At 61.1% G+C, this 25,323-nt stretch carries 18 protein-coding genes; 12 read left to right on the forward strand and 6 right to left on the reverse strand.

Annotation, left to right across the window (positions count from 1 at the left end; genetic code table 11):
- Positions 1-15 precede the first annotated feature (15 nt).
- From GOB81_RS08980 to GOB81_RS08990, 3 genes are read right to left on the reverse strand one after another with little or no spacing between them, the layout of a single operon-like run.
- The gene (locus GOB81_RS08980) at positions 16-1,413 is read right to left on the reverse strand and encodes a cytochrome c (RefSeq protein WP_173570074.1); all 1,398 of its coding nucleotides are present in this window, start codon (positions 1,411-1,413) and stop codon (positions 16-18) included.
- Positions 1,406-3,043, reverse strand: a complete 1,638-nt coding sequence (locus GOB81_RS08985) for a GMC family oxidoreductase (RefSeq protein WP_173570075.1) — start codon at positions 3,041-3,043, stop codon at positions 1,406-1,408. The genes GOB81_RS08980 and GOB81_RS08985 overlap by 8 nt, the downstream gene beginning before the upstream one ends.
- Positions 3,044-3,064: 21 nt before the next feature.
- Positions 3,065-3,694, reverse strand: coding sequence for a sorbitol dehydrogenase family protein (locus GOB81_RS08990; protein WP_242010154.1), 630 nt, complete (start codon positions 3,692-3,694; stop codon positions 3,065-3,067).
- 357 nt (positions 3,695-4,051) lie between these two features.
- Between GOB81_RS08990 and GOB81_RS08995 the strand changes: the two genes are divergently transcribed.
- On the forward strand, positions 4,052-5,284 hold the full coding sequence (locus tag GOB81_RS08995) for a multidrug effflux MFS transporter (protein WP_173570076.1): 1,233 nt from the start codon (positions 4,052-4,054) through the stop codon (positions 5,282-5,284).
- Between the two features lie 255 nt (positions 5,285-5,539).
- On the opposite strand, the gene GOB81_RS17890 is transcribed toward GOB81_RS08995, so the two are convergent.
- On the reverse strand, positions 5,540-5,671 hold the full coding sequence (locus tag GOB81_RS17890; protein WP_277876909.1) for a hypothetical protein: 132 nt from the start codon (positions 5,669-5,671) through the stop codon (positions 5,540-5,542).
- On the opposite strand from GOB81_RS17890, the gene GOB81_RS09000 reads away from it, so the two are divergent.
- From GOB81_RS09000 to GOB81_RS09045, 10 genes are all read left to right on the forward strand, one after another.
- Positions 5,628-6,323 carry a 2OG-Fe(II) oxygenase gene (locus GOB81_RS09000; RefSeq protein ID WP_173570171.1) on the forward strand — a complete coding sequence of 232 codons (696 nt, stop codon included), beginning with the start codon at positions 5,628-5,630 and terminating at the stop codon, positions 6,321-6,323. The genes GOB81_RS17890 and GOB81_RS09000 overlap by 44 nt on opposite strands.
- 256 nt (positions 6,324-6,579) lie before the next feature.
- A complete protein-coding gene (locus GOB81_RS09005; protein ID WP_173570077.1) occupies positions 6,580-8,211 on the forward strand; it encodes an electron transfer flavoprotein-ubiquinone oxidoreductase in 1,632 nt (543 codons plus the stop codon).
- 112 nt (positions 8,212-8,323) lie between these two features.
- On the forward strand, positions 8,324-9,073 hold the full coding sequence (locus GOB81_RS09010) for an electron transfer flavoprotein subunit beta/FixA family protein (protein WP_173570078.1): 750 nt from the start codon (positions 8,324-8,326) through the stop codon (positions 9,071-9,073).
- A gap of 2 nt (positions 9,074-9,075) precedes the next feature.
- The gene (locus GOB81_RS09015; RefSeq protein ID WP_173570079.1) at positions 9,076-10,011 is read left to right on the forward strand and encodes an FAD-binding protein; all 936 of its coding nucleotides are present in this window, start codon (positions 9,076-9,078) and stop codon (positions 10,009-10,011) included.
- A 219-nt stretch (positions 10,012-10,230) separates the two neighbouring features.
- Positions 10,231-12,594, forward strand: coding sequence for a bifunctional diguanylate cyclase/phosphodiesterase (locus GOB81_RS09020; protein WP_173570080.1), 2,364 nt, complete (start codon positions 10,231-10,233; stop codon positions 12,592-12,594).
- A 117-nt stretch (positions 12,595-12,711) separates the two neighbouring features.
- Positions 12,712-13,932: an S-methyl-5-thioribose kinase gene (gene mtnK, locus GOB81_RS09025; RefSeq protein ID WP_173570081.1), complete on the forward strand. Its 1,221-nt coding sequence runs from the start codon at positions 12,712-12,714 to the stop codon at positions 13,930-13,932.
- A 76-nt stretch (positions 13,933-14,008) separates the two neighbouring features.
- Positions 14,009-15,733 carry a tetratricopeptide repeat protein gene (locus tag GOB81_RS09030; protein ID WP_173570082.1) on the forward strand — a complete coding sequence of 575 codons (1,725 nt, stop codon included), beginning with the start codon at positions 14,009-14,011 and terminating at the stop codon, positions 15,731-15,733.
- Between the two features lie 403 nt (positions 15,734-16,136).
- Positions 16,137-17,267, forward strand: coding sequence for a TolC family protein (locus tag GOB81_RS09035; RefSeq protein ID WP_173570083.1), 1,131 nt, complete (start codon positions 16,137-16,139; stop codon positions 17,265-17,267).
- The gene (locus GOB81_RS09040; RefSeq protein ID WP_173570084.1) at positions 17,264-18,442 is read left to right on the forward strand and encodes an efflux RND transporter periplasmic adaptor subunit; all 1,179 of its coding nucleotides are present in this window, start codon (positions 17,264-17,266) and stop codon (positions 18,440-18,442) included. The genes GOB81_RS09035 and GOB81_RS09040 overlap by 4 nt, the downstream gene beginning before the upstream one ends.
- 5 nt (positions 18,443-18,447) lie before the next feature.
- Positions 18,448-21,516, forward strand: a complete 3,069-nt coding sequence (locus GOB81_RS09045; protein ID WP_173570085.1) for an efflux RND transporter permease subunit — start codon at positions 18,448-18,450, stop codon at positions 21,514-21,516.
- A 16-nt stretch (positions 21,517-21,532) separates the two neighbouring features.
- Here the strand turns inward: GOB81_RS09045 and GOB81_RS09050 are convergent, their stop codons facing one another.
- A complete protein-coding gene (locus GOB81_RS09050) occupies positions 21,533-22,678 on the reverse strand; it encodes a glycosyltransferase family 4 protein (protein WP_173570086.1) in 1,146 nt (381 codons plus the stop codon).
- Positions 22,675-23,919: a glycosyltransferase family 4 protein gene (locus GOB81_RS09055; RefSeq protein ID WP_242010156.1), complete on the reverse strand. Its 1,245-nt coding sequence runs from the start codon at positions 23,917-23,919 to the stop codon at positions 22,675-22,677. The genes GOB81_RS09050 and GOB81_RS09055 overlap by 4 nt, the downstream gene beginning before the upstream one ends.
- Before the next feature lie 165 nt (positions 23,920-24,084).
- On the opposite strand from GOB81_RS09055, the gene argE reads away from it, so the two are divergent.
- Positions 24,085-25,308 carry an acetylornithine deacetylase gene (argE, locus tag GOB81_RS09060; protein WP_173570087.1) on the forward strand — a complete coding sequence of 408 codons (1,224 nt, stop codon included), beginning with the start codon at positions 24,085-24,087 and terminating at the stop codon, positions 25,306-25,308.
- Positions 25,309-25,323: the final 15 nt, after the last annotated feature.

Below are 25,323 nucleotides of genomic sequence, written 5' to 3' on the forward strand. Positions count from 1 at the left end.
GCGGCCTGTTCCTGATTACTGTTTTCTGAACTCCGCGACCTTTTCAGCCGTGACATGCGGATCACCGCTGCCGAACGTCCCCATCACATAATTCACCAGACTGGCGATTTCGGTATCGCTCAGACGCTCCACCTCAGACTGGCCGTTGAAACCCGGCATGAAGGCATGATCCTTACCAGTCGTGCGATCCACGCCGTTCAGAATAACCATGATCAGGTTGTCAGGCCGCAGCGTGCCCGTCACCGAGTTGGAAAACAGCGACGGCGTATAATGGTCGTCGGTGCCCGCACCGTTCCGCTGATGGCAGGCGGCGCAGTTATCATCGAAAATCCGGTCGGGACTCATCTCGGCAAGATCGTCGATCCGCTTCGGAACAGCTGTCCGGATGTCCGGAGCGTTGAACGCCTGACCGAAACTGTCGCGTGCCTTCCGCTCAATATCGTCCTCAAGCGCGGGAACCTGCCTGAGATAGCCCGCAAGCGCATGAAGGTCGGTGTCCGTCAGCTTACTCGTGCTGTGTTCGACCGCTTCGCCCATCGGTCCCGCAGCCTGCGCCCGGCCCGGCACCTGCCCGGTTTTGAGATAAGCGACGAGATCATCCTCGCTCCAGTCACCGATCCCGGCCGTCTTGCTGGAGGTGATATTCGGCGCATACCAGCCACCAAGTGATCCACCGCCCAGATAACGGTCCTGCTTCTCACCCAGCATGAAATTGCGGGGCGTGTGGCAGGTGCCGCAATGTTCGAGCGCGTTGGCGAGATATTCACCACGCTTCTGGCTGTCGAAAGTGGCGGAATCGCCAGTCGCTGGTTTCTCCGACGAGGCCAGCATGTTCCACACCTTCATCGCCGAACGCACACTGGCGGGGAAAGGTAGCGATGTTTCAGGCGGCGTGGTCGCGACCGGCTGCACGCGATGCATGAACCATGCATAGAGCGCCTTCATGTCCTGATCCGTCATGCCCGCATAGGAAACGTAAGGCATCACAGGATAAAGATTGGCCCCATCAGCGCGAATACCGTGGCGCACAGCCTGATCGAACTGCTCCTCGGTATATTTGCCGATGCCGTGCTGTGAATCGGGCGTGATGTTGGTCGAGATGATGTCACCCATCGGCGTGGCGACTTTCAGGCCACCGGCGAAGGGCTTTCCGTCCTTCGCGGTGTGACAGGCCACGCAGTCGGCAGCGGTGGCGATATAGGCGCCGCGTGCGATCACGGCATCCTCTTCCCCGGCCACCACCGGAGCAGGTGTGGTCTGAGAGGGCGTCGCGGGTGAAGCCGCACTGGCGGGCGCAGCGCTGGAGGCTGGGGCGTCCGGTGCGGACTCCGCCGCCGCCGGCACGGCAAGGACGGTTCCCAGCACCGTGCCTGCGACCAGCAGAGCGCGAAAGGTCTTGGCGAAATCAGGCATGGGTCAGTTCTTTTTTCAGCGTATCGGCAACGCGGAGCGCCAGTGCCGCGACGGTCAGCGTGATGTTGCCGGTGCCTACCGTCGAGAAAACGGAAGAACTGGCAATGAAGAGATTGTCATGATCATGGGTGCGGCAGTGACCGTCGACGACTGAATCCCTGGGGTCCACGCCCATGATGGTGCTGCCCGAGGGATGATCCTGCGGGAAGTAACCGGGTGTCCACTGCTCTTCCGTGCCATGCATATGGCCGATCAGTTCGCGGAACACCTTGCGTGTGTGCTCACAACTGCGGACCGTATATTCCGGGAGTTTGTAATAAACATCCGGATGCGGAATGCCGAGCGCATCCTTTTTGGTCTTGCTGAGCGTGAGACGGTTGTTCGGATCGGGAAGCGCCTCGTTATGGCTGAACAGCCGCACGGTGTGCGCTGCCATGTACCGGATCTGCTCTTCCAGTTCGCGCCCCACATACCCTTTGGCAATCGCCATCTGGGTCGCAAGATCGACCTGATTGTCATCCACCATGTGCACGAGATAAGCGCCGCGTTCATTGCGCCAGTCGCCATCACGGAAATTGTCGATCACGTTGGTCTCAAGCGGACCACGACCCGGCCAGAGCGCCTGATCTCCGCTGATGAACGTCACCTGCACGCCGGTATGATCCATCATGTTGCGGCCCACATGGCCGGAACTGTTGGCGACACCATCGGGGCTTTGCTCATCTGCGGAGACGAGGAGCAGCTTGGCCGTCTCGATGCAGTGGGCGGCGATGACGAAATACTTGCCCGTCACGCGATGAGATCCCTTGTCGGGATCGAAATACTGCACGGCGGTCACCCGCTTGTTCGCCGCGTCGCGCTCGATCTTGTAGACCACGGCGTTGGGGATGAACTTCGCCCCCGCCGCTTCCGCGTCATAGACGGAATAGCTGCCGTTATACATCGCCCCGATCGGGCAGATCGGCATGCAGTTGTTGTGGCCCTCACAGGTGGGCCGGTTGGCATACGGCCGCGTGTTGCGTGCCTGCGGTTCGTGCACGACGCGCCAGGGGGTCTTTTCGTCGATCAGCTTGCGGAACTGCTGGGCGGCAAAGGAAATCGGCAGCGCTTCCATCGGATAAGGCTGCTTGCGGGGAGAACCGAGATCCTCGACAGCCGGATCGGGGCCGCAGACACCCATCGTCACCTCAGCCTGATAATAGAACGGCTCAAGGTCATCATATTTCAGCGCCCAGTCACGACCCTGCCCGTAGCGCGATTTCAGCTCGAAATCGGATGGCAGATAGCGCCACGCGCACCCGGCCCAGTGCCATGTCGTGCCACCGATCATGCGCAGATAGACCTGCTGGTAGGCCTCCGCGTCCGGACCGCTCGTATGCAAATATTCGTTCGGAGTGATCTGGTTAGGCGGATGAGGCGCCCAAGGAACGGCTGGAAACGGCTCCTGATAGGACGGCTTGTTTTCCAGATTGCGAAAATTCTCGACGAAATGCTGGCGATCCACGCGCGGACCGGCCTCGAGAACGATCACGGAAATGCCCGCGCGCACCAGTTCATTGGCGATGGAACTGCCGGCCACCCCGGACCCGACGATCACGACGTCAGCGGAAAGATTTTCTTCTGAAGACATAAGGCTGATCTTTTCCTGTTCTCAGGTCGGCTCGACGACGAATTTCGACGGAGACAGCGCAGGCAGGCCGTTGGGTTTCGCCACTTCCGGCGGCTTAGACGTCCAGTAGAACGGACCGCCCGCCGCATAGGTCTTCGGAAACACCGCGTCCTTTGTGAGATCGAACATGAGCGCAGAGCGATAGACCACGACCTTCCCGTTCGCGACGCCGCGATACCAGCCCGTCATGATCTCGTGGATAACGTCCTTGAGCGCAGCATCCTGCTTCTCGGCCGCCCGCGCAAAGTCGGACGCGCTGGCATACTGCTCCTTCGTGAGCACCGTATGCAGCGCCTGAAGCTGGGTTTTCCGCTCCGCACCGCTCTGCACGATCCCCATGCACAAAGCCGCTCCGATGCGAGCATCAAGGGCATCGCGATCCGTCAGACGCTGCGAGAGGACCATGAACTGCTGTACCAGCGGATCGGTCGCCGCCAGCGCACCGTTCTGCGCATCCGGCTCCCCGGCCTCGGCAGCACTCCCGGCCAGCGCGGCCCCCATACCGCTGAGCAGCACATCCCGACGCGACATACGCAGCAGTTTGCTCAGGCGCATCCGATTGGGCGAAACCGCCCACAGCGGGGCAGAGGGACAATCGCGGTTCTTGGGCATGCCGTTGAAAAACTCCCGGATAGATTGCTCGCCTCATCCACCGGGGACTGGCGACGTACTGTTAGGTACCTGCCTGATTATGCCCGTAAACCGCCAGGAGTCTGTGTGCAACCACCGGAAAATGCAGACCAATTATGGGGTGATCCACAATCGCGGGTCACAGGGATGAAACCGGCTCCATCACATCAAGTTGAAGACCCGATATTTCACTCCCCACGAAAGGCCGAACACAGTGGAAAACCCCCGTGAGGCGCCATGCGCACCCGGAACAGAAGTCCCGCGCCCAGCACACATGGACAGCGTCCGGAAGGAACGGCATAGGCACCATTCCGCCCTATTTCCGACCGGATCAGAATCATGTCGCGTACGCTGACAGCAGAGAGGACGCAGGCCAGCGGACAGTTGCCTTTTCATCTGGTCGCGCTTCTTGGCCTGATCACCGGAATCGGACCGCTTTCAACCGACATGTATCTGCCCGCCTTCCCGATTCTCGATGAGGATCTGGGCGGAGGACCGGGATCGACCCAGTTCACGCTGGCAACATGGTTTATCGGTCTGGCGGTGGGCCAGTTTTCCAGCGGGCCCCTGTCCGACCGGTTCGGACGACGCGGGCCGCTCATGGCGGGGCTGTTTCTCTACACGCTCGCTTCCATCGGCTGCGCCATGACCAGCGACTACCGCATCTTCTGCCTGTTCCGCTTTCTGGCGGCGCTGGGCGGTTCGACGGGTGCTGTCATTCCTCGCGCCATGATCCGGGATATCGCCACCGGCAGGGAAGGCGCGAAGATCATGACCCAGCTCACGCTGGTGTTCGGGGTGATGCCGATCCTTGCCCCCTCCATCGGCGGCATGATTCTGGCGATCGCCTCCTGGCGCTGGATCTTCTGGGCCGCCGTCGCCTACGGGTTGGCTGGCATCCTGTCGATCTGGTTCATGCTGCCGGAAACACTTCCCCTCTCCCGACGCGTCCGGCTCCCGGTCACCGCCGTTCTCTCGCGCTACCTGTTCCTCATCCGCGAACCGCACTTTCTGCTGAACGCGCTGATCACAAGTGGCTCCAGCTTCGTGATGTTCGCCTATCTCGGCGGTGCGCCAGTGGTGTTCGAACATCTGATGGGCTTCTCCCCCCGTGCATTCGCCGTATTTTTTGGCATCAATGCCGCGGCATTCATCCTGAGCACGCAGGTCAGTGGCAGGCTCGTGCACCGTTTCCCGCTGGAAAAACTGATGCAGTTCGGCATCGGCTGGGCGGCGCTGGCCGGAATGCTGAATGTGGGACTGACGGTCTCTCACATCGCCACAGCCCAGACGCCGCTGCTCGTGGTGGGGATGATCGTGTGCATGACGGGTTCGCTGGGGTTCATCGGCGCCAATGCGACAGTGCTGGCCTTCCACCATCACGGAGCACACGCGGGGAGCGCGTCGGCCCTGCTGGGCACGATGCAGTTCAGTCTCGGGGCCGTCAGTGGCCTGATGATGGGCTTCCTCCCCACCACTTCCATCATTCCCACGGCCAGCGTGATGGCCTGCGGCGCCTTCATGATGGTCGCGGCGAACCTCGTCCGCCGTCGGATCTGTCCGGGGAACTGAGAGTCGGTTTCAAAAGCTCTCTGCTGAGTGAGAACCTCCCTGAGGCGGCTGACTGGCCTCTGCTTCCAAGCACTGAAGCGCAACGGCCAAGAAGGCCGCAAACATCGGAGCGCAAAACGCGCCCCGGATCGTCCGCAAAAAGCTTGTGAATTAACCTTCGGGATTTACGCTTCTTCCGAGAGCCCGTGCTTTCATGAGGGGAACAGAGGAGGAGGCCATGCCCCGCTCGCCATCCTCCGTCCGTTTTGCTAGAAATCACTCTCCTGTCGTGAACGCTGCTCTTTCCGGCGCGTTCGATGCTTCATCGTTCCGGGCAACAGAGATGGTCGGAACGGGAAGGATGATGATGACACACAGCTTACGGACATCCGCCTTGGCTTCAGACACGACAGCCTGCGAGACCGCCATTGCAGGACTGCGCACCGCTCTCGAAACAGCCCGCTGTTCGACAACACCGTTCCGTCACTGGACACTCGCCGATGTCCTTCCGGGCGATGCGTGCGACGCACTTGTCGCATGGGAACCCGAGGAAGACGCCGTGGCGGGGGATACCGGTGGACGACGTGAAACGCGCAATGGCTCACGGGTTTTTGTCGAGCCGAATGCGCGTGCACGTGATGAGCGGCTGGATGTCATGGCGAGAATGTTCGACTGCCCGGAAGGCCGCGCAGCCATTGAGGCGTTGTGCGACACGAACCTCGATCATACAGCCCTGCGGCTGGAGCTGAGCCTTGATACGGACGGGTTCTGGCTGGAGCCGCATACCGATATCGGAGCGAAAAAGCTGACCCTCCTGATTCCGCTGTCCATCCACGAGGAAGCGGAAGACTGGGGCACGGATCTCATGAACGCCGAAGGCGAAACCGTCGTTCGCAGCAACGGGCGTTTCAATGCGGGCACCCTGTTCGTACCGGGCGACAATACATGGCATGGCTTCCAGAAGCGCCCCATCCACGGACTGCGCCGCGGGCTGATCGTCAATTTCGTTGATTCAAGCTGGAGGGCGACCCACGAACTGGCCTTCGGACCGGCAAACTGATCCGGAAGGATTGCTTTTCACCGCCGGAATCCATCGTCAGGACAGCCCGAGATCCACTCACCCGGATCGTGCCGCACGCTTTTTCTGCCACACCTATTCCTGAAACGTACCCGTCGTGGGGCGGCACAAACACAAACAGCCTTGGCAAACTGTAACGAACGCCTTACCCGAACGTTTCAAATGAAAGAAACTGCGGGACAGGCGATCTTATGCGCCTTTCCACCCTGCAAACACGGACGACAAGGAACGAGGACCGATGAGCGAACGCGAGGCGATGGAATTTGATGTCGTCATCGTGGGCGGCGGCCCGGCGGGTCTGGCGGCAGCCATCCGCCTGCGCCAGCTGAACCCGGAGACAACAGTCTGCCTGATCGAAAAGGGCAGCGAGATCGGCGCGCATATCGTGTCCGGAGCCGTCATCGAACCGCGCGCTCTTGAGGAGCTGCTGCCGGACTGGCTTGAGCGCGGCGCGCCCCTGAAAACACCGGTCACGGAAGAGGAGATGTATTTCCTCACCGAGACAAAGGGCTTCAAAATTCCGGCGCTGGACCGCGTCATGCCGCACCTCGCCAATCACGGAAACTATGTCGTCAGCCTTGGCGAAGTCTGCCGCTGGCTGGCCGAGCAGGCGGAAGAACTCGGCGTCGAGATCTATCCCGGCTTCGCAGGCGCGGAAGTGCTGATCGAGCAGAACCGCGTCGTCGGCGTGGCCACCGGCGACATGGGCATCGCCCGTGACGGCGAGAGAGGCCCGAACTACCAGCCGGGCATGGAACTACGGGCCAAATATACGCTGTTCGCCGAAGGCTGCCGTGGCTCCCTCACCAAGCAGGTGATGGAACACTACAATCTCCGCAAAGGCGTCGATCCCCAGACCTACGGCCTCGGCATCAAGGAAGTGTGGGAAATCCCCGCCGAGAACCATCGTCCCGGTCTGGTCGTGCACAGCTTCGGCTGGCCGCTCGACGACAAGACCTATGGCGGCGCATGGCTCTACCATTTCGGCGAGAACCTTGTGTCCTACGGCTTCGTCACGGGCCTCGATTACGAGAACACCTGGCTCTCGCCCTTCGATGAGATGCAGCGCACGAAGCTGCACCCTGTCTTCCGCAAGCATTTCGAGGGTGGTCGCCGCCTGATCTATGGCGCACGGGCACTTTCCGAAGGCGGCCTCCAGTCCATCCCTCGCCTCACCTTTCCCGGAGGCGCACTGCTGGGCGATTCGGCAGGCTTCCTCAACACGCCGAAGATCAAGGGCACGCATACGGCGATGAAGTCCGGCATGCTGGCGGCTGAAGCCGTGATCGATGCGCTGAAGACCGATCGTGCGGAGCCGGCGTCCTATACGGGCCTCGTCCGCAAATCGTGGCTGTATGACGAACTGAAAACGGCCCGCAACGTCCGTCCGGCCTTTGCCCGCTGGGGCGCGAAGCTGGGCGCTCTCTATGCCGGTTTCGATGCGATGGTGCTGCGCGGCAAGGCGCCCTGGACGCTGCATTTCAAGCATGCGGACAATGAAACGCTACAGCCTGCCTCCCTCAGCACGCCGATCGCCTATCCCAAACCGGACAACAAGGTCACCTTCGACAAGCTGTCATCAGTATTCCTCTCGAACACCAATCACGAGGAAGACCAGCCGGTGCATCTGAAGGTCCGCAGCGTGGACCTGTGGAAGACGGTGAACTGGGACGTCTTCCGTGCGCCCGAAAGCCGCTACTGCCCGGCAGGCGTGTATGAAACGGCGGATGCGGACAGCAACCCACATCTGGTGATCAACGCCCAGAACTGCGTCCACTGCAAAACCTGCGACATCAAGGATCCCACCCAGAACATCGACTGGTGCACCCCGGAAGGTGGTGGTGGCCCGAATTACCCCGCAGGTATGTGATTTCGGACGATAGTACGTTAAGGCTGCCGTCAATTCCGGTGGCCCGATCGCCGGACGTGGTTCCGTGCCCGCGTCCGCGCGCCACCTCCAACGGGTACAGGCAAGAGACACCATGAAGATTCTCGTCCCGGTGAAGCGCGTCGTCGATTACAACATCAAGGTTCTCGTCAAGTCTGACGGAACGGGTGTCGAGACGGCGGGTCTGAAAATGTCGATGAACCCTTTCGACGAAATTGCCGTCGAAGAGGCCATCCGTCTGCGTGAGAAAGGCGTTGCGACCGAAGTGATCGCCGTCTCGATCGGCGTGCAGCAGGCGCAGGACACTCTCCGCACGGCGATGGCGATGGGCGCTGACCGTTCCATCCTCGTTCTTTCCGATGAAAGCCCGGAGCCGCTTGCGGTCGCCAAGGTGCTGAAAGCCCTCGTCGAGCGTGAAAAGCCGGACCTTGTCTTCCTTGGCAAACAGGCCATTGACGACGACATGAACGCCACGGGCCAGATGCTCGCCGGCCTGCTCGGCTGGGGGCAGGGCACCTTCGCCAGCAAGGTGGAAATCGCCGACGGACGTGCTGAGGTCAGCCGCGAGATCGACGGTGGCACGGAGACGGTCTCCCTGGCCCTGCCTGCCATCATCACGGCGGATCTGCGCCTGAACGAGCCGCGCTATGCGTCGCTGCCGAACATCATGAAGGCGAAGAAGAAGCCGCTTGAGACGATTCAAGCGGCTGATCTCGGTGTGGACATGACGCGTCGCCTGACGACGGTGTCGGTGGCTGAACCGGCGACCCGCAAGGCTGGCATCACGGTCGGTTCGGTGGCCGAACTGGTCGGGAAGCTGCGCAACGAAGCGAAGGTGATCTGATCATGACCGTTCTTGTTCTTGTCGAGACCGAAGCTGGCCAGATCCGTCAGGCTTCCCGCTCCGCTATCACCGCCGCCACAAAGCTGGGCGATGTTCACGCGCTCGTCGTGGGAGATGCTGCCGGGGCTGATGAAGCTGCCGCCCTCACTGCCAAAGTGCCGGGCGTGGCCAAGGTACTCAAGGCCGGTGCGGACGTGCTGGCACACGAGCTGGCCGAGCCTGTGGCTGATCTGATCGTCTCGCTGGCTGAGGGCTATAGCCATATCGTTGCGGCCTCCACGGCTGTTGGCAAAAACATCCTGCCCCGCGCTGCCGCGCTGCTGGATGTCCAGCCGATTCCCGATGTGGTCGGCATTGTCGATGCCGATACGTTTGTTCGGCCGATTTATGCGGGCAATGCGCTGGCGACAGTGAAATCCTCGGATGCGAAGAAGGTGCTGACCGTCCGCGCAACCAGCTTCGAGCCAGCTCCGGCCGAAGGCGGTTCCGCCCCTGTCGAGGCAGTGAATGCTGCCGTGCAGGATACGGTCTCGCGCTTTGTGTCCGCCCAGACTCCGACGAGCGACCGTCCGGAGCTTGAGGCGGCCCGTGTGATCGTTTCCGGTGGTCGTGGACTAGGCAGCGCCGAGAACTTCAACGCCCTGCTGGAGCCACTGGCTGACAAGCTGGGTGCGGCAATCGGTGCATCCCGTGTGGCGGTCGATTCGGGTTATGCCCCGAACGACTTCCAGGTGGGCCAGACCGGCAAGATCGTCGCGCCGGAGCTGTATATCGCCGTCGGCATTTCCGGGGCGATCCAGCATCTGGCCGGGATGAAGGACAGCAAGGTGATCGTCGCGATCAACAAGGACGCGGAGGCCCCGATCCTTCAGGTGGCGGATTACGCGCTCGTGGGTGATCTCTTCCAGATTGTCCCCGAACTTACAAAAGACCTCTGAAACCTTCCGGTTTCCATAATCCAGAAAGGCCCTACCCTCAACCGGCAGGGCTTTTTTGTTTGAGAGAGCCCGTGGAGCGATAAGGGGCACGCACGCCAGAAAGCCGGGAAGAAGGCGGCAGACAGCGGGCCAGGATGCGGTCATAGCAACTCATTAACGAGTAAGTGACCAGAACAGTGCAGATTTCACTGACCTGCATCACTGGATCAGTTGTCTGCCATGTCCAACCTTCTTCCCGACCTCACCGGTTATGATCCCGTTTTCGTTTTTGGTGCGCTGCTGCTCTGCGCGACCACAATGCTCATGGCCGTGCGGATGGTCTGCCGCGCGTCCATGGTCCGTGGCCAGTCACGTGCGAAACGACTCGTATTTGCCGCTGCTGTCGCCGGGAACGGGATCTGGGCGACGCATTTCGTGGCGATGCTCGATTGCAAGACCAATATGGCAGCCGCAATGGGCACGCCTTATGAAATGATGCTCACTGCGCTGTCGGTCCTTGTTGCCGGGGGCCTGTTCCTGCCGAGCTGGTGGACGGAATGCCACGCCCGGAAGCTTTCGCGCTCCCCACTCACAGCCCTGTTGATGACAGCCGCTGTCGGCGGCATGCACTATATCGGTGTCGCCGCGACACAGAGCCACAACCTGTTTCCGGTGCCGCCGGCAAGAATGCTTCTTTCGCTGACTGCGAGTTTTATACTTTTTTATATCGGCAGCCTCGTTTTGCGCCGCCAGCAGGGCACAAAACGGGCACTGGCCGCTCTTCCCTGGGTGCTTGGCGTGTGCACGCTGCATTTCATCGGTATGCCCGATGTCATCATGGCTCCGGAACGGATGGCCCCTCATGCACAGGATCTCTCGCTCGCGGGGATGGTGGGAGCCGGCACCTCGACATTTCTGGGTCTGGCGTTCGTTTTCGTGCTGCTCGAATACCGGGCGGCAAAACGGAAGAGCGAGGACAACATGCGCGCCCGCAGTTTCGCGGATGTCGCGCTCGAAGGACTGGTAGTGACGACGGGCGGCATGATTCTCGATGCCAACTCGGCTTTCTGGAAACTGACAGGCGCATCGCATCACGATGCAGGGCATCTGAAAAACTGCCTCCCAGCTCTTGCAACAGATGAAATGGTGCGGGTTCTCGTGCAGGAAGAAACCCCGCGCGAAATGATGCTGCAGAAGAAAAACGGAGAACACGTCCCGGTTGAAGTCTATGCACGGGAAAGTGCATGGCGGGGCAAGCCGCGGACCATTCTGGCCATCATCGACCTGCGGGCCCGCAAGGAAGCTGAGGCGGCTCTCCAAGAACTCGCCATCACAGACACCCTCACAGGGATCGGCAACCGCTCCTTTTTCGTCTCCTCCCTGAGCGTGCTGCTACAGAGCAGCCATCAAAAAGGGCAGGTCGCGGTCTTCCTCATTGATGTGGACCGTTTCAAGAATATCAATGAGACCGCCGGTCATGCCGCCGGAGACGCCGTTCTTGCCCATATCGCCAGGCGTATCCAGACACTTGCGCCCCCCGACGCCATCATGGCCCGCATCGCAGGTGATGAATTCGCCGTGGCCTATGTCGTCGCTCACCGCGATGTCATGGAATTCGCTCTCTATATGGCGCAGGGACTGAAAATTCCTGTACCCGACGCGCAGGGCGAGCTGCCTGTCTCCGTCAGCGTCGGCTTTGTCGTCTCAGACGATGAGATCCGGGATGGGGATGCTCTTCTCCACTGCTCGGGCATGGCGCTTCTCGCGGCCAAGCAGGCTGGCCGTGGAAATGTCCGTGAGTATGACAGCTCTTTTGACAGTTCGATCAAGCACCGCATTCGCATGGAGCGTGAAATGCAGCTTGCGCTCGAGCGCAATGAATTTTTCCTCGAATATCAGCCGATCATGTGCACGCGGGACCGCAAGCTCACCGGATATGAAGCCCTCGTCCGCTGGCAACATCCTGAACTGGGGCGCGTGCCTCCGGATCAGTTCATCGGCATCGCGGAAGAATGTGGGCTGATCACGCAACTGGGCGAATGGGTGGCGCGCCGGGCGTGTCTCGACGCCATGGAATGGGGTAATGCCCTCAGCGTCTCGGTCAATGTTTCGCCCATCCAGTTCGCGACATCTGATCTTCCGGAAATCATGAGTCGTATTCTCTATGAAACCGGCCTTGAGGCAAAAAGGCTGAGCATAGAAATCACGGAAAACATATTCCTTCAGGGCTCCCAGAACATCGAAATTCTCCGCAAGCTGCGTGCCCTTGGAATCGGGATCGTCATGGATGATTTCGGGACAGGGTATTCGAGCCTCAGCTATCTGCAGGATTTCCAGTTCGACAAGGTCAAGATCGACCGGTCGTTCATCTGGGGGATGCTGGAAAAGACCCATTCAGCAGCGATCGTGAACGCAATCCTTTCGCTCGGCCATGACCTCGGTATCGATATTGTCGCGGAAGGGATCGAGACGGCGGAGCAGCTTGCCTATCTAGAAAAACGCTCCTGCTCTCTGGTTCAGGGATACTTCATCGGCAGGCCCTGCAAGACCATCGCCGAGGCTCCCCGGACTGAAGCGATGCAAGTTGCCGTAGCTGCGGCGTAGGATGACGGCGGCTGAACAGTCTCATTGTAAAAACAGGGTGTTTCCGCCATCGACAGGCAACCGGTGGGTGTGGCCATAATGGCGTCCCGTGTCTGTCATCCTGCGGAGCCATTTCCGGTGAACGCCTCAGCCCATTATCGTCAACTGGACCCAGCCGGGCTTGCGAACCAGCTTGCGGCTCTTCCATTCCTCCGTGACCGCCTTGGCGGCAACCCGCCGGACTGGACAATCCGTGAAGTCAGTGACGGCAACCTCAATACCGTCTGGCTGGTCCACGGCCCTGCCGGATCGTTATGCGCAAAACAGTCACTGCCGCATGTACGTGTCGATCCATCATGGAAAATGCCCCTCGACCGAACGACGTTCGAAGCCGCATGGCTGCGTGAGACCGAAGCCGTCGCTCCCGGCATGGTTCCCCCTTTCCTGCACTTCGACCCCCATCTCTACCTGCTTGTGACAGGTTGCCTCGACGATTACGTCACGCTGACCGAAGCCCTCGCACGCGGAGAAAACCCGGCCCCGATCGCCCGCGAGATAGGATTCTTCATTGCGCAAAACACGTTCCACCACTCTTTTCGTGGAACCTCTTTTGAAAACATGGCGCGTCTCGAAGGGTTTTTCTCTGGCAATACCACGCTGACCCGCATTACGGTCGATCTCGTCCTGACAGACCCCTATCATGCCCATCCGCGCAATCATTTCCATCCGGCACTCACGACTCTGGTCGAACGCCTGCACACGGATGGCCTCATTCATGGGGCAGTCTGTCATTTGCAGGAACGCTTCTTCACCACACGACAGGCGCTCCTGCATGGCGATCTCCACAGCGGTTCCGTCATGGTACGGAACGGAAAATCCTCTGTCATAGATGGGGAATTTTCTCTCATCGGCCCCATAGGATTCGATCTGGGCATGTTTGCCGCCAGTCTGGTTCTGGCCGGTTTCGCCGCTGCCTCCGAGGAGCGAAGACAGGAACTGCACAACAGTCTGGCCCTCCTTCACGACAGCTTTCTCAAAACCTATTGCCATGAATGGATGAATCATGAAGGGGCTCACGATCTTTCCCCCTCTTTTCTGATGCGTGACAAACTGGAAATCCTGTCTCAGCAACAGAAGCGGGAGTGTGCCGCCATTGTGGAGGACGCTGCGGGATTCGCGGCCATGGAAATCGTCAGGCGGCTGACGGGATATGCCCACACCCCGCATTTCGAAACTCTCTCACAGGAGGCCAGCGGAGACCGGCAGCATGATGCGCTCTGCTTTGCTATTGACCTGCTCAGTGACCTTTCAAATGCGGCGGGAAAACTATTCGGAACGGGATCTGGCCTGCATTCGTAAAATTCTGTCCTGAAAACAGATATGGAAAGCTCCTCTTAACCTACATCCGCTATCGGATTCCCAAAAGGAGTCCACCATGCCCGATCGCGCTGAGAAGCCCTCATCCCCCACGGAACTGGATGTCCTGATCGAAACGGGAGGGCGGCTGGAAAAAGCGGGAGACATGGCTGGCGTTCGTGGTGCCGCGCTGCGCTATCTGGCGCGCCATCCGCACGAAGCCGTGGCGCTCGTCCTGCTTGGACGGGCCGAACTACTGCTCGAACGTCCTGCCTGCGCCCTCGCCCCCCTGCAGCGTAGCGCCCGCGTAACAAACCAGTTCGTCTTCCACCTGTTGCATGCGGACTGCCTGAAAAAGCTTGGTTTGCACGACCAGCAACGCGTGGCTCTTGAAAATGCCGCCCGCAGAATGCCCCATGCCGGTTCGGCCTATTTTATGGCGGGCGTCGCTTTCGAGGGTATTCGGGAGACTGATCGTGCCGTCCGTTTCTATCGACAGGCTCTGGAGCTGCTGCCTGATGAGGCAGGGCTGCACCACCGGCTCGGCCGGATTCTGATCGAAAAAGGCGAAACTGCGGACGCGCTCCATCATATCACAGAGGCCCTTCGCCATAAGCCGGATGACCCGATCTATCTTGTCGATCACAGCGTGGCGCTGGAGCATATGGGGCGGCTGGACGAGGCTCTTGTCGCCGCCGAGAAAGCCCTGTTGCAGACACCGGACAATCAGGAAGCGATCCATAACCGCGGACACCTGCTGTTCAACCTCAACCGCTCGACAGAAGCTCTCGATGTTTTCGATGGTGCGATCGAGAACGGTCTTGCTTCTCCCAAAACCCATTTTTCGCGGGGGGTGACCCTGCTGAAACTCGGTCGTCTCAGCGAAGGGTGGGAGGGATATGAAACCCGGTGGGGGATGTCACAGAAACTTCCGACGAATCTTCCTGCCCCCCTGTGGCAAGGTGAATCGCTCGCAGGGCGGGATATCCTTCTTCACGCCGAGCAGGGCTTTGGTGATTCGCTCCAGTTCATCCGTTTCGCCAGCCGGCTTGCCGCTCAGGGCGCCACCGTCACTGCACTTGTGCCTCCAGCTCTCACGCGCCTGTTTGCACGTGTGGACGGTGTGACGCACAGCGTTTCTGACCTAACCGAATCGGCATATTTTGATTTCCATTGCCCGCTGGCCAGTCTTCCTCACAGACTTGCCATCACGACTGAAACCATTCCCTCCGCTCCCTACTTTTCCGTTCCCAGGGAAGAAGCCCTGCAGCAAGGTGGCGCGATCCGCCGCCTCATGTGGTCCAGCAAAGGCTCAGCCCGCAGGGTAGTGGGGCTTGTGTGGTCGGGAGCACCCCGTCCCACTCATGTCGAAGCCCATGCCATCGACAAACGGCGGTCAATGCCTCTGACGGCCCTCGCCTCGCTGGTGGAAGTTCCGGATACTGTTTTTGTCAGTTTCCAGATGCATGGCGGTCGCCTGATCCGGGAATCAGCCCTTCCGATCATCGATGGCACCGAGGGAATCACCGACTTTGCCGATACGGCGGCACGACTTCTGGGTATCGACCTTCTGGTCAGCGTGGACACGTCCATCGTTCACCTCGCGGGTGGCCTTGGTCTGCCTGTCTGGATGCTTTCCCGCTTCGACGGCTGCTGGCGCTGGCTGGAAGATCGAACCGACACGGCATGGTATCCCACGATGAGGATTTTCCGGCAGCCCCAACTGAATGACTGGGCCAGCGTCGTGAATCAGGTGAAGACGGAGCTCATGTCCCACTGTCCCGTGAGCCAGCCGGTCGGGTAAGGCCCGTTCGGGCCGGGGAATAAGATACTACGAATTACACGGAGATCTGCGTGGCACGGGAGTGCCCCTTCTCCAGCTGCGACAGTGACCATGACCGCAAGAGTCAATGGACAGTCGCCACCAATTTTATTACGATATCAAACAGAATAATCCGCCAGTATGAGTTGTCTGACTATCCATCTTCTTTTTATAGAATGTTTTGTCATCGGGTGATGCAACGCCTACCTTAGCCTGTGCGTACAACTAGCAATCCTGCGAGGATTATTTGTTTCAAGAGTGTGTCAGGCTGCTGTTTTTACATTGCCATTCCCCGCGAGGACCGTTCATCGGAACCGTGGGCCTGTGCGTAACCCTTATTGTCTCATCTTTTCCTGCACACGCCGGAACCCTGCACGATGCCCTGATGGCCGCATGGTCCATCGATCCGTCGCGCAAATCCATTTCCACCGATGCCACAGCCGCTCACAAACGAGCGTCTGCTGCCCGTTCATGGTTTCCTGATGGGCCGATCCTGAACGGCCTGTACATGGACGACCACTTCATCGGCAGCAAGGTCGGCTACACCACCTATCAGGGCGAAATCAGCGTCCCTCTCTGGCTGCCGGGGCAGGGCACGGCGACCGAAGACGCCGCTCTGGCCGATGAGAAAGTCGCCACACACCAGATGAAGGTCCAGCGTCTGGCCACAGGGGTTCACGTGCTGGAACTGGCCAGTGAAGGTGCGGTCCTCAGCGCCCGCATCGCCAATCAGGAAAAGGTCAGCGACGTGCTGGGCCGGACCATGCGGGACGTGGAAAAGGCCCTCCGCGCCGGCGAGGTGTCCGACACGGATTACGAAGCCACAGTGACGGAAAAAGAGGACGTGGACGGCATGCTGGCTGAAGCGCGCCAGCATCTGGAAAACGTCCGTGCAGACCTTGAGTCCCTGACCGGCGATGATGCGCTGCCGGATCTGTCGGGGATCGACGGACGCCTGCTTTCACGCTTCGACGCCCAACTGAACCCCGAACGCGACCCGCGCATCGAACTGGCTGACTCGGTGCTGAAACAGGCGCGCGCTTCCTATGCCGTCGCCAGACATTCCTACATGCCCAATCCGCAGGTGGGTGTGATCCTCAGCCGTCAGGAACAGTATGACAGCCCGTGGGACACACAGGTGGGCGTGCAGTTCCAGATGCCGCTGCCAAGCGAAGCGCGCAACGTGCCGCTGGTCATGAAGGAAGTGCAGGCGATAGGACGTGCGGAACGCGACGACACGCAGGCACACCGCAGGATCAAGGCGGAATACCGGCAGCTCCGCAATCAGCTGACAACCGCCACGCAAATTCTCCAGCACGCCCGCGAACTGCACATTCACTCCGACCGGCGGGCGAACGATCTGGCTTCGGCATGGCAGGTCGGCGAAATTCCCGTGATCGAATATCTCCGGGCGCGACGCACGGCCCTGACCGCCGCGGAACGTTACGCACAGGCGGATATTGTCATGCGCGCCGCCATCGCCCGCATGATGCTCATGAGCGGGAATATACCATGAACAGAATAACCGGCTCCCGCACCGGCTTCGCAGTGCTTCTCGCCTGTTCTCTTCCGGCATTTACAGCCATGGCGGCCCCTTCACAGGAGGCAGCCCCCCTTCCCTCCGTCGTCATTTCGGACGAGGCGCTGGCCACCGAAAACATCCACACAGCCGTCGCGCGCGCCGGAGCCCTGCCACACCATCTGGACGTGCCGGCCTATGTGGTCGCCGACGACCGCCGTGTCGCCCGCATCCGACCCGTCGGCAGCGGCCGAGTGCTGGATGTCGCCGTCGTCGCGGGCCAGCTTGTGACCAGAGGTCAGCCCCTGCTGACCTACGAAAACTTCACGCTCAATGACGAAACGCAGCAGCGCCTTTCTGCTGAAGCGGCCCTTCAGGAGGCCCGTGCACGGCGAGAGAATGCCCATCAGCTTTACGAGCGGGCACGCTCGCTCCGGGGCGGAGCGGTGTCGGTTGGAGAACTTGAGCGCCGCGCTTCTGCTCTGCGGGAAGCCGATGCTCTTGTGCACGGCCGGGAAGCAGTCCTGCGCACGATGAGCGAACATCTCCGTCGCTATCAGTCGAATATGGAACGGCCGGAGGGTGGTCAGTCGGTGGTTGTCTCTCCCATCGATGGCGTTGTCGCGAGCATCAACGTCGCTGCCGGACAGGAAATGACCGCCTCCGGGCTGCCGCCGGTGGAAATCGAAAACCTGTCCCGGGTCTGGATCGTCTCACAGATCGACGAGAGCGATGCGACCCGTATCCGCCCGGGCGACCGCCAGCTCACATGGCTGGCCTCCGGCGAGGCTTCCATAGCGTCCCATGTCGATATGATCGAAGGCCATGTCGATCCAAAAACCCAGCACATTCTCGCCCGCAGCCTTGTCGAAAACGCGAAACGGCACCTGCGCCCCGGAATGCTCGTGCGGACACGCCTGTTCTCCTCCGACAAGGTTGAGGGCATCCTCATCCCGAGCACGGCCCTCCAGACACTGGACGGCATGCCCTGCGTGTTCGTCCAGACAGCGCCTCATCGCTATACGGCGCGACTCGTACAGACTGGCCCCTCCCTTGAAGGCCAGACCGTCATCACGTCCGGCCTTCAAAACGGCGAAACAGTTGTCACACAGGGCAGTTTTACCCTGAAATCGCAGGCTATTCTCGCCCCCTCCGCAGAGGCTAACGGCTGACCCCAATGAAGCTTCTGCGCTGGCTGATCGAAAACCGCATCCTTCTTTTCTGCATCGTTGGCCTCCTGATGCTGGCCGGACTGGCGGATCTCGCAAGCCTTCCGGTCGAACCGGTGCCGGATATCTCTCCCCGGCAGGTTCTGGTGTCGGTTCAGGCACCGGGGCTTCCGACGGAAGAGGTGGAAAAACTCGTCACCTCCCCTGTCGAAAAAGCCATGTCCGGGGTGGTGGGGCTGAGCGGGATGCGCTCCGTCTCCCGGACCGGCGTCGCCGTACTTTACCTCCAGTTCGACGATGACACCGATATTTACCGTGACCGGGAACTGGTCTCGCAGCGTCTGCCGCAGGCGCGGGACTCGGTTTCCGTGCATGGCCTCTCCATCGACATGGGACCGATGGCGACCGGCATGGGCGAGATTCTGCATCTCCAGATCAAGGGCCGCGAGCAGTCTCTCGAAGACCTCAACCGGATGATGGTCTGGAACGTCGTGCCACGCCTGCGTCTCGTCCCCGGCGTGGTTGATGTGAACGTCAACGGCGGCTCTTCGGAGACTTACGAGGTCGCTCTCGATCCCATGGCCATGCGGCGTTACGGCGTTTCAGTATCGGACGCTTTCGATGCGATCGACACCGGCAACGAGGCCGCTGGCGGCGCATGGATCGAACATAATGACGAGCAGCATGTCATTGTGGGCCGCTCACTGATCGACGATCTTTCCGAACTCGGCGAAGTGCAGGTGCGCAGCGGCCCCAACGGTGAGATCATCCATCTTCGCGACATCGGCACCGTCCGCAAGGGCAGCCGCCCCCGTCTGGGCGCGGTCACCCGCGACGGAGAGGGCGAGATTGTCAGTGCCGTGGTGCTTCTGCGTGAAGGCGCCAGCGCCCGCGCGACACTCGCCGCGCTGGAGCAGGAACTGCCCAAGATTCAGGCATCCCTTCCCGCGGGCGTGACACTGGAGCCCTATTACAGTCGCGAAAGCCTGACCGAAAAAACCATCGACACGGTGCGGGAGAATCTCTCCGTGGGTGCGATCCTCGTGCTTGTCGTGCTGCTGCTGGTGATCGGAGACTGGCGCGCTTCGCTCATCATCATCTCCGTCATTCCGTTCTCACTGATCGCCGCCATGGTTGGCATGCGGCATCTGGGTATTTCGGCCAACCTGCTGTCACTCGGCGCGATCGACTTCGGCATGGTCGTGGACAGTTCGCTCGTCATCGTCGAAAACGTGCTGCACCGTCGGCATCACGACACCCCCCTCCGCACCACGGTCCTCACGACAGTGAGTTCCGTCATCCGTCCTGTGACGTTTGCCGTTCTCATCATCGCGATGGTCTATCTCCCCGTGCTGACCCTTCAGGGGGTGGAAGGCCGGATGTTCCGGCCGATGGCCGAGACGGTCATTCTCGCGCTGATCGCGTCCCTTATCTATTCACTGGTCTGTATTCCCGCGCTGTCGGTCCTGCTCGGGCGCGGCAAGACCACCCATCAGGCCGGTGCGACGCACCACACGCGTTTCATCGCCTTCATGTGGCGGATTTTCCGTCCAGCCTCCCTCTACTGCATGAACCATACGAAGCAGGTAATCGGGATCGCCACTGTCTTTCTGGGGTTGTCCGTGTTCGTCGCGACACGTCTCGGCGGGGAATTCATCCCGCAGCTTCAGGAAGGAGACCTCGTCGTCACATCGACGCGCCTTCCCGGCATCTCTCTGGATGCCTCACTGAGGGCTGCGCTGGCGATTGAACAGACCCTTCGCGCTTTCCCCGAAGTGGAGACCGTGGTCAGCAATACCGGCACGTCTGCAATCCCCACCGATCCTCAGGGAGGGGAGCAGACCGACACCTATCTCATCCTGCGCCCTCGGTCGGTATGGAAAACAGCGCAGACGCAGGAAGGACTGGTCCGCGCTTTCGACAAAGCCCTGCGCACAAACAATCCGGGATCGCTCTACAACTGGAGCCAGCCGATCCAGATGCGTATGGATGACCTGCAATCCGGCGTGCGGTCGCAGATCGCCATTGGCATCTATGGGCCGGACATGACGGTGCTTGCCCGTCTGGCGGCACAGGTATCGGATGTCGTGTCCAGAGTGCCCGGCGCCGCGGACGTCGCACCGCAGGATGTCGGCACGATTCCCTATCTGCATATTGACGTTGATCGCACCATGACGGGACGCCTCAACACGGAGACGTCCTCCGTGCTGGATGTTGTCGAAGCGCTCGGCGGCCATTTCGGGCCACCAGTGTCCGTGGAGGACGCCCTGATCCCAACGGAAGTCCGTTTTGACGAGGATTTCCGCCAGAATCTCGACGATATCCGCGCGCTCCCCGTCGTCACCCGCGACGACCGGACGGTCAATCTCTCGCAGGTGGCGAGCATCACCCTCACCGATGGACCGGCCGCCATACGCCGCGATCAGGGGATACGCCGCACGATGGTTCAGGCCAATGTGCGTGGCCGCGACCTCAGCTCCTTCGTCACGGCGGCACAGGACGCGGTGCAGAAGACCATCCATCTGGCGCCCGGCTATCATCTGGAATGGAGCGGTCAGTTCCGGAACCTGCAAACAGCCGTGGCCCGGCTGGAAATCGTCGTGCCCATCATGCTCGGGCTGATCTTCCTGCTGCTGGTCATGGCGCTGGGTGAACTGGGACTGGCCGCGCTGGTCTTCGTCAATCTGCCTTTCGCGGCCACCGGCGGGATTATCGCGCTTTACATGCGGGCCATGCCGTTCAGCATCTCGGCGGGCATCGGCTTCATCGCGCTGTTTGGCGTGGCTACCATGAATGGACTCGTGCTGGTCTCCTACATCCGCGATCTGCGGGAAGACGGCCTGTCTCCTTTCGAAGCCGCTGCCGAAGCGGTCCGCGAGCGTTTCCGACCCGTCATGGCAACAGCAACCGTCGCCTGTCTGGGCTTTTTCCCCATGGCCTTTTCGATGAGCGAAGGCGCGGAAGTGGAAAAACCGCTGGCAACAGTGGTGATTGGCGGCCTCGTTTCCTGCACCATGCTGACGCTGCTGGTGCTGCCTTCCCTCTACGCGTGGCTTTACAGAAACCGAACGACCTGAAGCACCGACATCCCCGTCAGGAGGCGGACACGACAGCCCCCGTGTCACGTGCCACGGGTCGGAGATTATGGACCGCCTGGATATCCGCCAGGAGCGTAGCCACCATCATTTCCCACTGAAGCTGCGGGGAGGCCATCGCCTTAAGGGGCGCATCAGGCCCTCGGGCGATGAGTGCTTCCAGCGCGAGCGCGAGGTCAGCTGCGTCCGGCGCGCACAATGTCACGCCCTGCTCTCCGGCGAACTGCTCCGCCAGTCCTCCGACCCGCGTTGCCAGAATCTGCCTGCCAGCAGCAAGAGCGACCGCGCCAACGCCGCTCTGGCTGGCCTCCCGATATGGGAGCACCATCACATCCGCCCATGTCACAAGGGCAGCGATCTGCTCTTCCGGAACCCAGCGATTTTCCACTGTCACCTGCGACATGGCCGCCAGTTGCTTCAGTTCCGTTGTCTCGGGACCAAGGCCGACAATCCGCAGTTCGAACTCCAGTGTTTCCGGGAGCGCCCGCAGCGCTTCCACCAGCAGATCAATGCCTTTGTAGGCAAGCAGTCGCCCGAACATCAGCAAACGCAGCGGACCGGGAGAGCGGGGAGCCTCGGCCTGCTCCCTATGGGAGATGTAATCGAAGGGTGGAAGGGAAGCGACGACGATCTCGCGCGCGTCCACCCCCGGCAACGTGCCAAGTTGCCGCGCAACGTGCTGGGTCAGCGCCACGACCACGTCGGCACGGCGTACCAGCATGTTCTGCAACATATGCTGGAAAGGAAACCCGTCGCCCGGATGCGGCAACGCATCATGCACGACAACCGCGAACGGCACCCGCCGCCAGTAAAGCGCGACAGCCATCAGCAGGTCGAGCGGGCCGGTCATCGCACAGATCGCCAGATCGGGACGCCAGTCGCGCAGTGTGCGGACCAGTCCCGGAATGACGACTGGCGCTTTCAGCAGGCGCACGATCAGGCCGCCAAAGCCGCCATAGGTTTCAACCGGCCACAGTGGCACCTCCCGATCGGGGAAATCAGGAGCCTGCAGAACTTCCGCGCGACGGGAAAGAGACAGCAGGACCTGACAGCCCGGCATCCGCGCAATGGCCCGGGCAATATTCAGCCCGAAGCGCGGCCCGCCTCCCCGTCGGCCCCATTGCCAGACAAGAATACGTTTCATGCGACGTTCCTCTGAGACAGGCCACGCCGCATCAGAGCCCAGTGAGCGGCCACGAGTTCCTCACCGGAAAACCGCTCCCGGACGACGGCAGCAGCCTTTTCCCCCAGTTGCCGACGCAATGCCTCGTCTCCGGCGGCACGCTGCAGGGCCTGCACGGCTCCCCCGAGGTCGGCCTCCGCCCAGACGGCCCCCTTGGCCTCGAAAACACCGCGTGGATCTCTGGCCGGAACCAGCCGATACGGAACCGGCAAGCCGCATTCCCCGTCCAGAAACTCCGCCGTCGCCGACCAGTCCGTCGCCACGACGGTCCGTCCAAGTTGCATCGCCTCCGCTGGCACCAGACCAAACCCCTCGCTGCGATGCAGCGAGAGCACGATATCGGCGCAGCGCGTCAGGGCATGGGAATCCGCCGTGGGGAAAAGCCGTTCCTCGATACGGATATTAGAAACGCCGGCGATCGCCTCCCGCAGACGCCCCATGTCCTCGGGGTAATGGCCACCATGCGAGATTTTCAGCAGCAGGAAACGGTCGGCGCGATTGCCGAATGCCGCGCGAAAAGCGTGGATCGCCGCCAGCGGGTTCTTCCGCTCGAAACTGGAAGCCAGACTGAAGGAAACCAGCACCACCACGGCATCCTCCGGCAGCCCGAAGGCGGCACGGTCGAGATGGGAGGGCCGGACGGGAGCCGCAGCCAGCGCATGGGGCACCACACGCACGCGGCCAGCGGCAATGTCTTCAAGAGCACGGGCCGAAAATGCCGAGGGCGTCCATACTTCGTGCACGCAGGCGGCGGCAGCGCGCCAGATCGGCGGCACGACTGGCAGTTCCCATGCCCAGTAACCGATGATCCGGCGCTGTCGCAGAAAGCGTTTTCCAAGCCGCAGCAGAACAGCCGGAAGGGTGGGCGCGTTGACATGGAGGATCAGCGGGGCCGTGCTGTCCTCAAGCGTCCGTCCCGGTCGTTCGCTGCCTTCCAGCAGTCCGGCCTGTAACCCGGATGCGGGAATACCCAGCGCGCCACACGCCCGCAGCATGATCCGCGCCCCTTCTCCCAGCCCGGATTCCCGCCCGATTTCGCCCGCAATGATCAGTCCGTCTTCGGCATCCGGCATGGGGTGGTGCGTCGCTTTGGGGGCGAGCCACGCTGTCAGTCCTGCCGCTCCCCGACGACGCTGCTCCGCCGGGAGACGCCGCCACAGGCTGTGCAAAGGATTAAACTCTTTCTCAGACAGGTGGGGCAAGTCCAGAAAATCCGCGGATATCTAAAAAATTATCCAAATCTTTCAAAGACTTGAACGATAGAGATATCCGTGCCGCAAAAGAAGTCTGGCGTCTAGTAAACATGTGTAAACGCACACGTGCTGTTCGGGATTGCGGCGAGCGCACAGGATGTGAATACTCTCTCCATGGACGACGCCCCACTTTCTTCGACCGCTCCACTGCCCGGCTCGACCGACAGTGTCGCCATGCTCGCTCACATCGTCTCTTTCAACACGACCAGTAATCTCTCCGATCTCCCGCTCATCGACTGGATCGGTCAGTGGATGGACGCGCACGGCGTCCCATGGTCGCTGAGCCACAATCCCGACGGCACCAAGGCCAATCTGCATGCCATCATCGGTCCGCGCACCGCTGGCGGCCTGGCCTTCTCCGGTCACGTCGATACGGTTCCGGTCGACGGACAGAACTGGTCCTCAGATCCCTTCCGATTGCAGAAAAGCGGCACACGCCTGATCGCGCGCGGGGCCGCCGACATGAAGGGCTTTGTCGCCTGCATGCTGGCCGCCGTGCCAGATCTCGCGGCCATGGACCTGAAACGCCCGGTCCACCTGCTTTTCACTCATGACGAAGAAATCACCTGCGACGGTGCGCGGATCGCCATGCAGCACGCGCACGAACACAACATCATGCCCGCATGGTGCGTCGTCGGCGAACCCACCCTGATGCTGCCGGTTGTGGGACAGAAGGGTCGCCTGTCGGTGCGGCTCCGGGCACGCGGTAAGGCAGGACATTCCGCCTATCCCGAAACAGGGGTGAACGCTCTCCATGCGCTTGGCGAAGCCATGGCGTGGGTGGCTGCTGAGGCGCGCCAGTTCGCATTCGATGGGCGTCAGGTCGATGGCTTCCATCCTCCCCACTCCACGGTTCAGATCGGCCTTGCAAGCGGAGGCGTGGCGCTCAACATCATTCCCGAAACTGCCGAAGCCGAAATCGAGTGGCGCACAGTTCCGGGCGACGACGCGCACGCACTGCTTGCCCGGATGGAGCAGGCGATGGCGAAAACCGATCAGTGGATGAAACAGGCCGATCCGGAATGTGGTCTGTCATTCGAGATCATCAACGACCTGCCGCCTTTCGATCTGCCACTGAGCAGCCCTCTTCTCACGGCTGTACGCCAGTGCCTCGGCGCCAATGCCGAGGGCTTCATTTCCTACGGCACCGAAGCGGGTATCTATGAGCAGGCTGGCATGACCAGCGTGGTCTGCGGTCCCGGCAGCATAGCGCAGGCACATCGGCCGGACGAATGGATCGAACGCAACCAGATTGAGCAGTGCGACGTCTTCCTCCGGAACATGGTCAGACGTGTCTGCGCGCCGGATGCCGACCCGACACATTCCGGCATCACCTGATAATGGCGCGCCTTC

The sequence above is a fragment of the Acetobacter conturbans genome, assembly GCF_011516755.1.
Classification (GTDB): Bacteria; Pseudomonadota; Alphaproteobacteria; order Acetobacterales; family Acetobacteraceae; genus Acetobacter; species Acetobacter conturbans.

Bases quoted from the DNA above. Each gene is read 5' to 3' on its own strand.
- GOB81_RS09035 (WP_173570083.1), top strand. From the start codon at position 16,137: ATGGCCGCATGGTCCATCGATCCGTCGCGCAAATCCATTTCCACCGAT.
- GOB81_RS08990 (WP_242010154.1), bottom strand. From the start codon at position 3,694: ATGCCCAAGAACCGCGATTGTCCCTCTGCCCCGCTGTGGGCGGTTTCG.
- GOB81_RS09010 (WP_173570078.1), top strand. From the start codon at position 8,324: ATGAAGATTCTCGTCCCGGTGAAGCGCGTCGTCGATTACAACATCAAG.
- GOB81_RS08985 (WP_173570075.1), bottom strand. From the start codon at position 3,043: ATGTCTTCAGAAGAAAATCTTTCCGCTGACGTCGTGATCGTCGGGTCC.
- GOB81_RS08980 (WP_173570074.1), bottom strand. From the start codon at position 1,413: ATGCCTGATTTCGCCAAGACCTTTCGCGCTCTGCTGGTCGCAGGCACG.
- GOB81_RS08995 (WP_173570076.1), top strand. From the start codon at position 4,052: ATGTCGCGTACGCTGACAGCAGAGAGGACGCAGGCCAGCGGACAGTTG.
- GOB81_RS09040 (WP_173570084.1), top strand. From the start codon at position 17,264: ATGAACAGAATAACCGGCTCCCGCACCGGCTTCGCAGTGCTTCTCGCC.
- GOB81_RS09000 (WP_173570171.1), top strand. From the start codon at position 5,628: ATGATGACACACAGCTTACGGACATCCGCCTTGGCTTCAGACACGACA.
- GOB81_RS09030 (WP_173570082.1), top strand. From the start codon at position 14,009: ATGCCCGATCGCGCTGAGAAGCCCTCATCCCCCACGGAACTGGATGTC.
- GOB81_RS09045 (WP_173570085.1), top strand. From the start codon at position 18,448: ATGAAGCTTCTGCGCTGGCTGATCGAAAACCGCATCCTTCTTTTCTGC.
- GOB81_RS09020 (WP_173570080.1), top strand. From the start codon at position 10,231: ATGTCCAACCTTCTTCCCGACCTCACCGGTTATGATCCCGTTTTCGTT.
- GOB81_RS09015 (WP_173570079.1), top strand. From the start codon at position 9,076: ATGACCGTTCTTGTTCTTGTCGAGACCGAAGCTGGCCAGATCCGTCAG.
- GOB81_RS09005 (WP_173570077.1), top strand. From the start codon at position 6,580: ATGAGCGAACGCGAGGCGATGGAATTTGATGTCGTCATCGTGGGCGGC.
- argE (WP_173570087.1), top strand. From the start codon at position 24,085: ATGGACGACGCCCCACTTTCTTCGACCGCTCCACTGCCCGGCTCGACC.
- GOB81_RS09050 (WP_173570086.1), bottom strand. From the start codon at position 22,678: ATGAAACGTATTCTTGTCTGGCAATGGGGCCGACGGGGAGGCGGGCCG.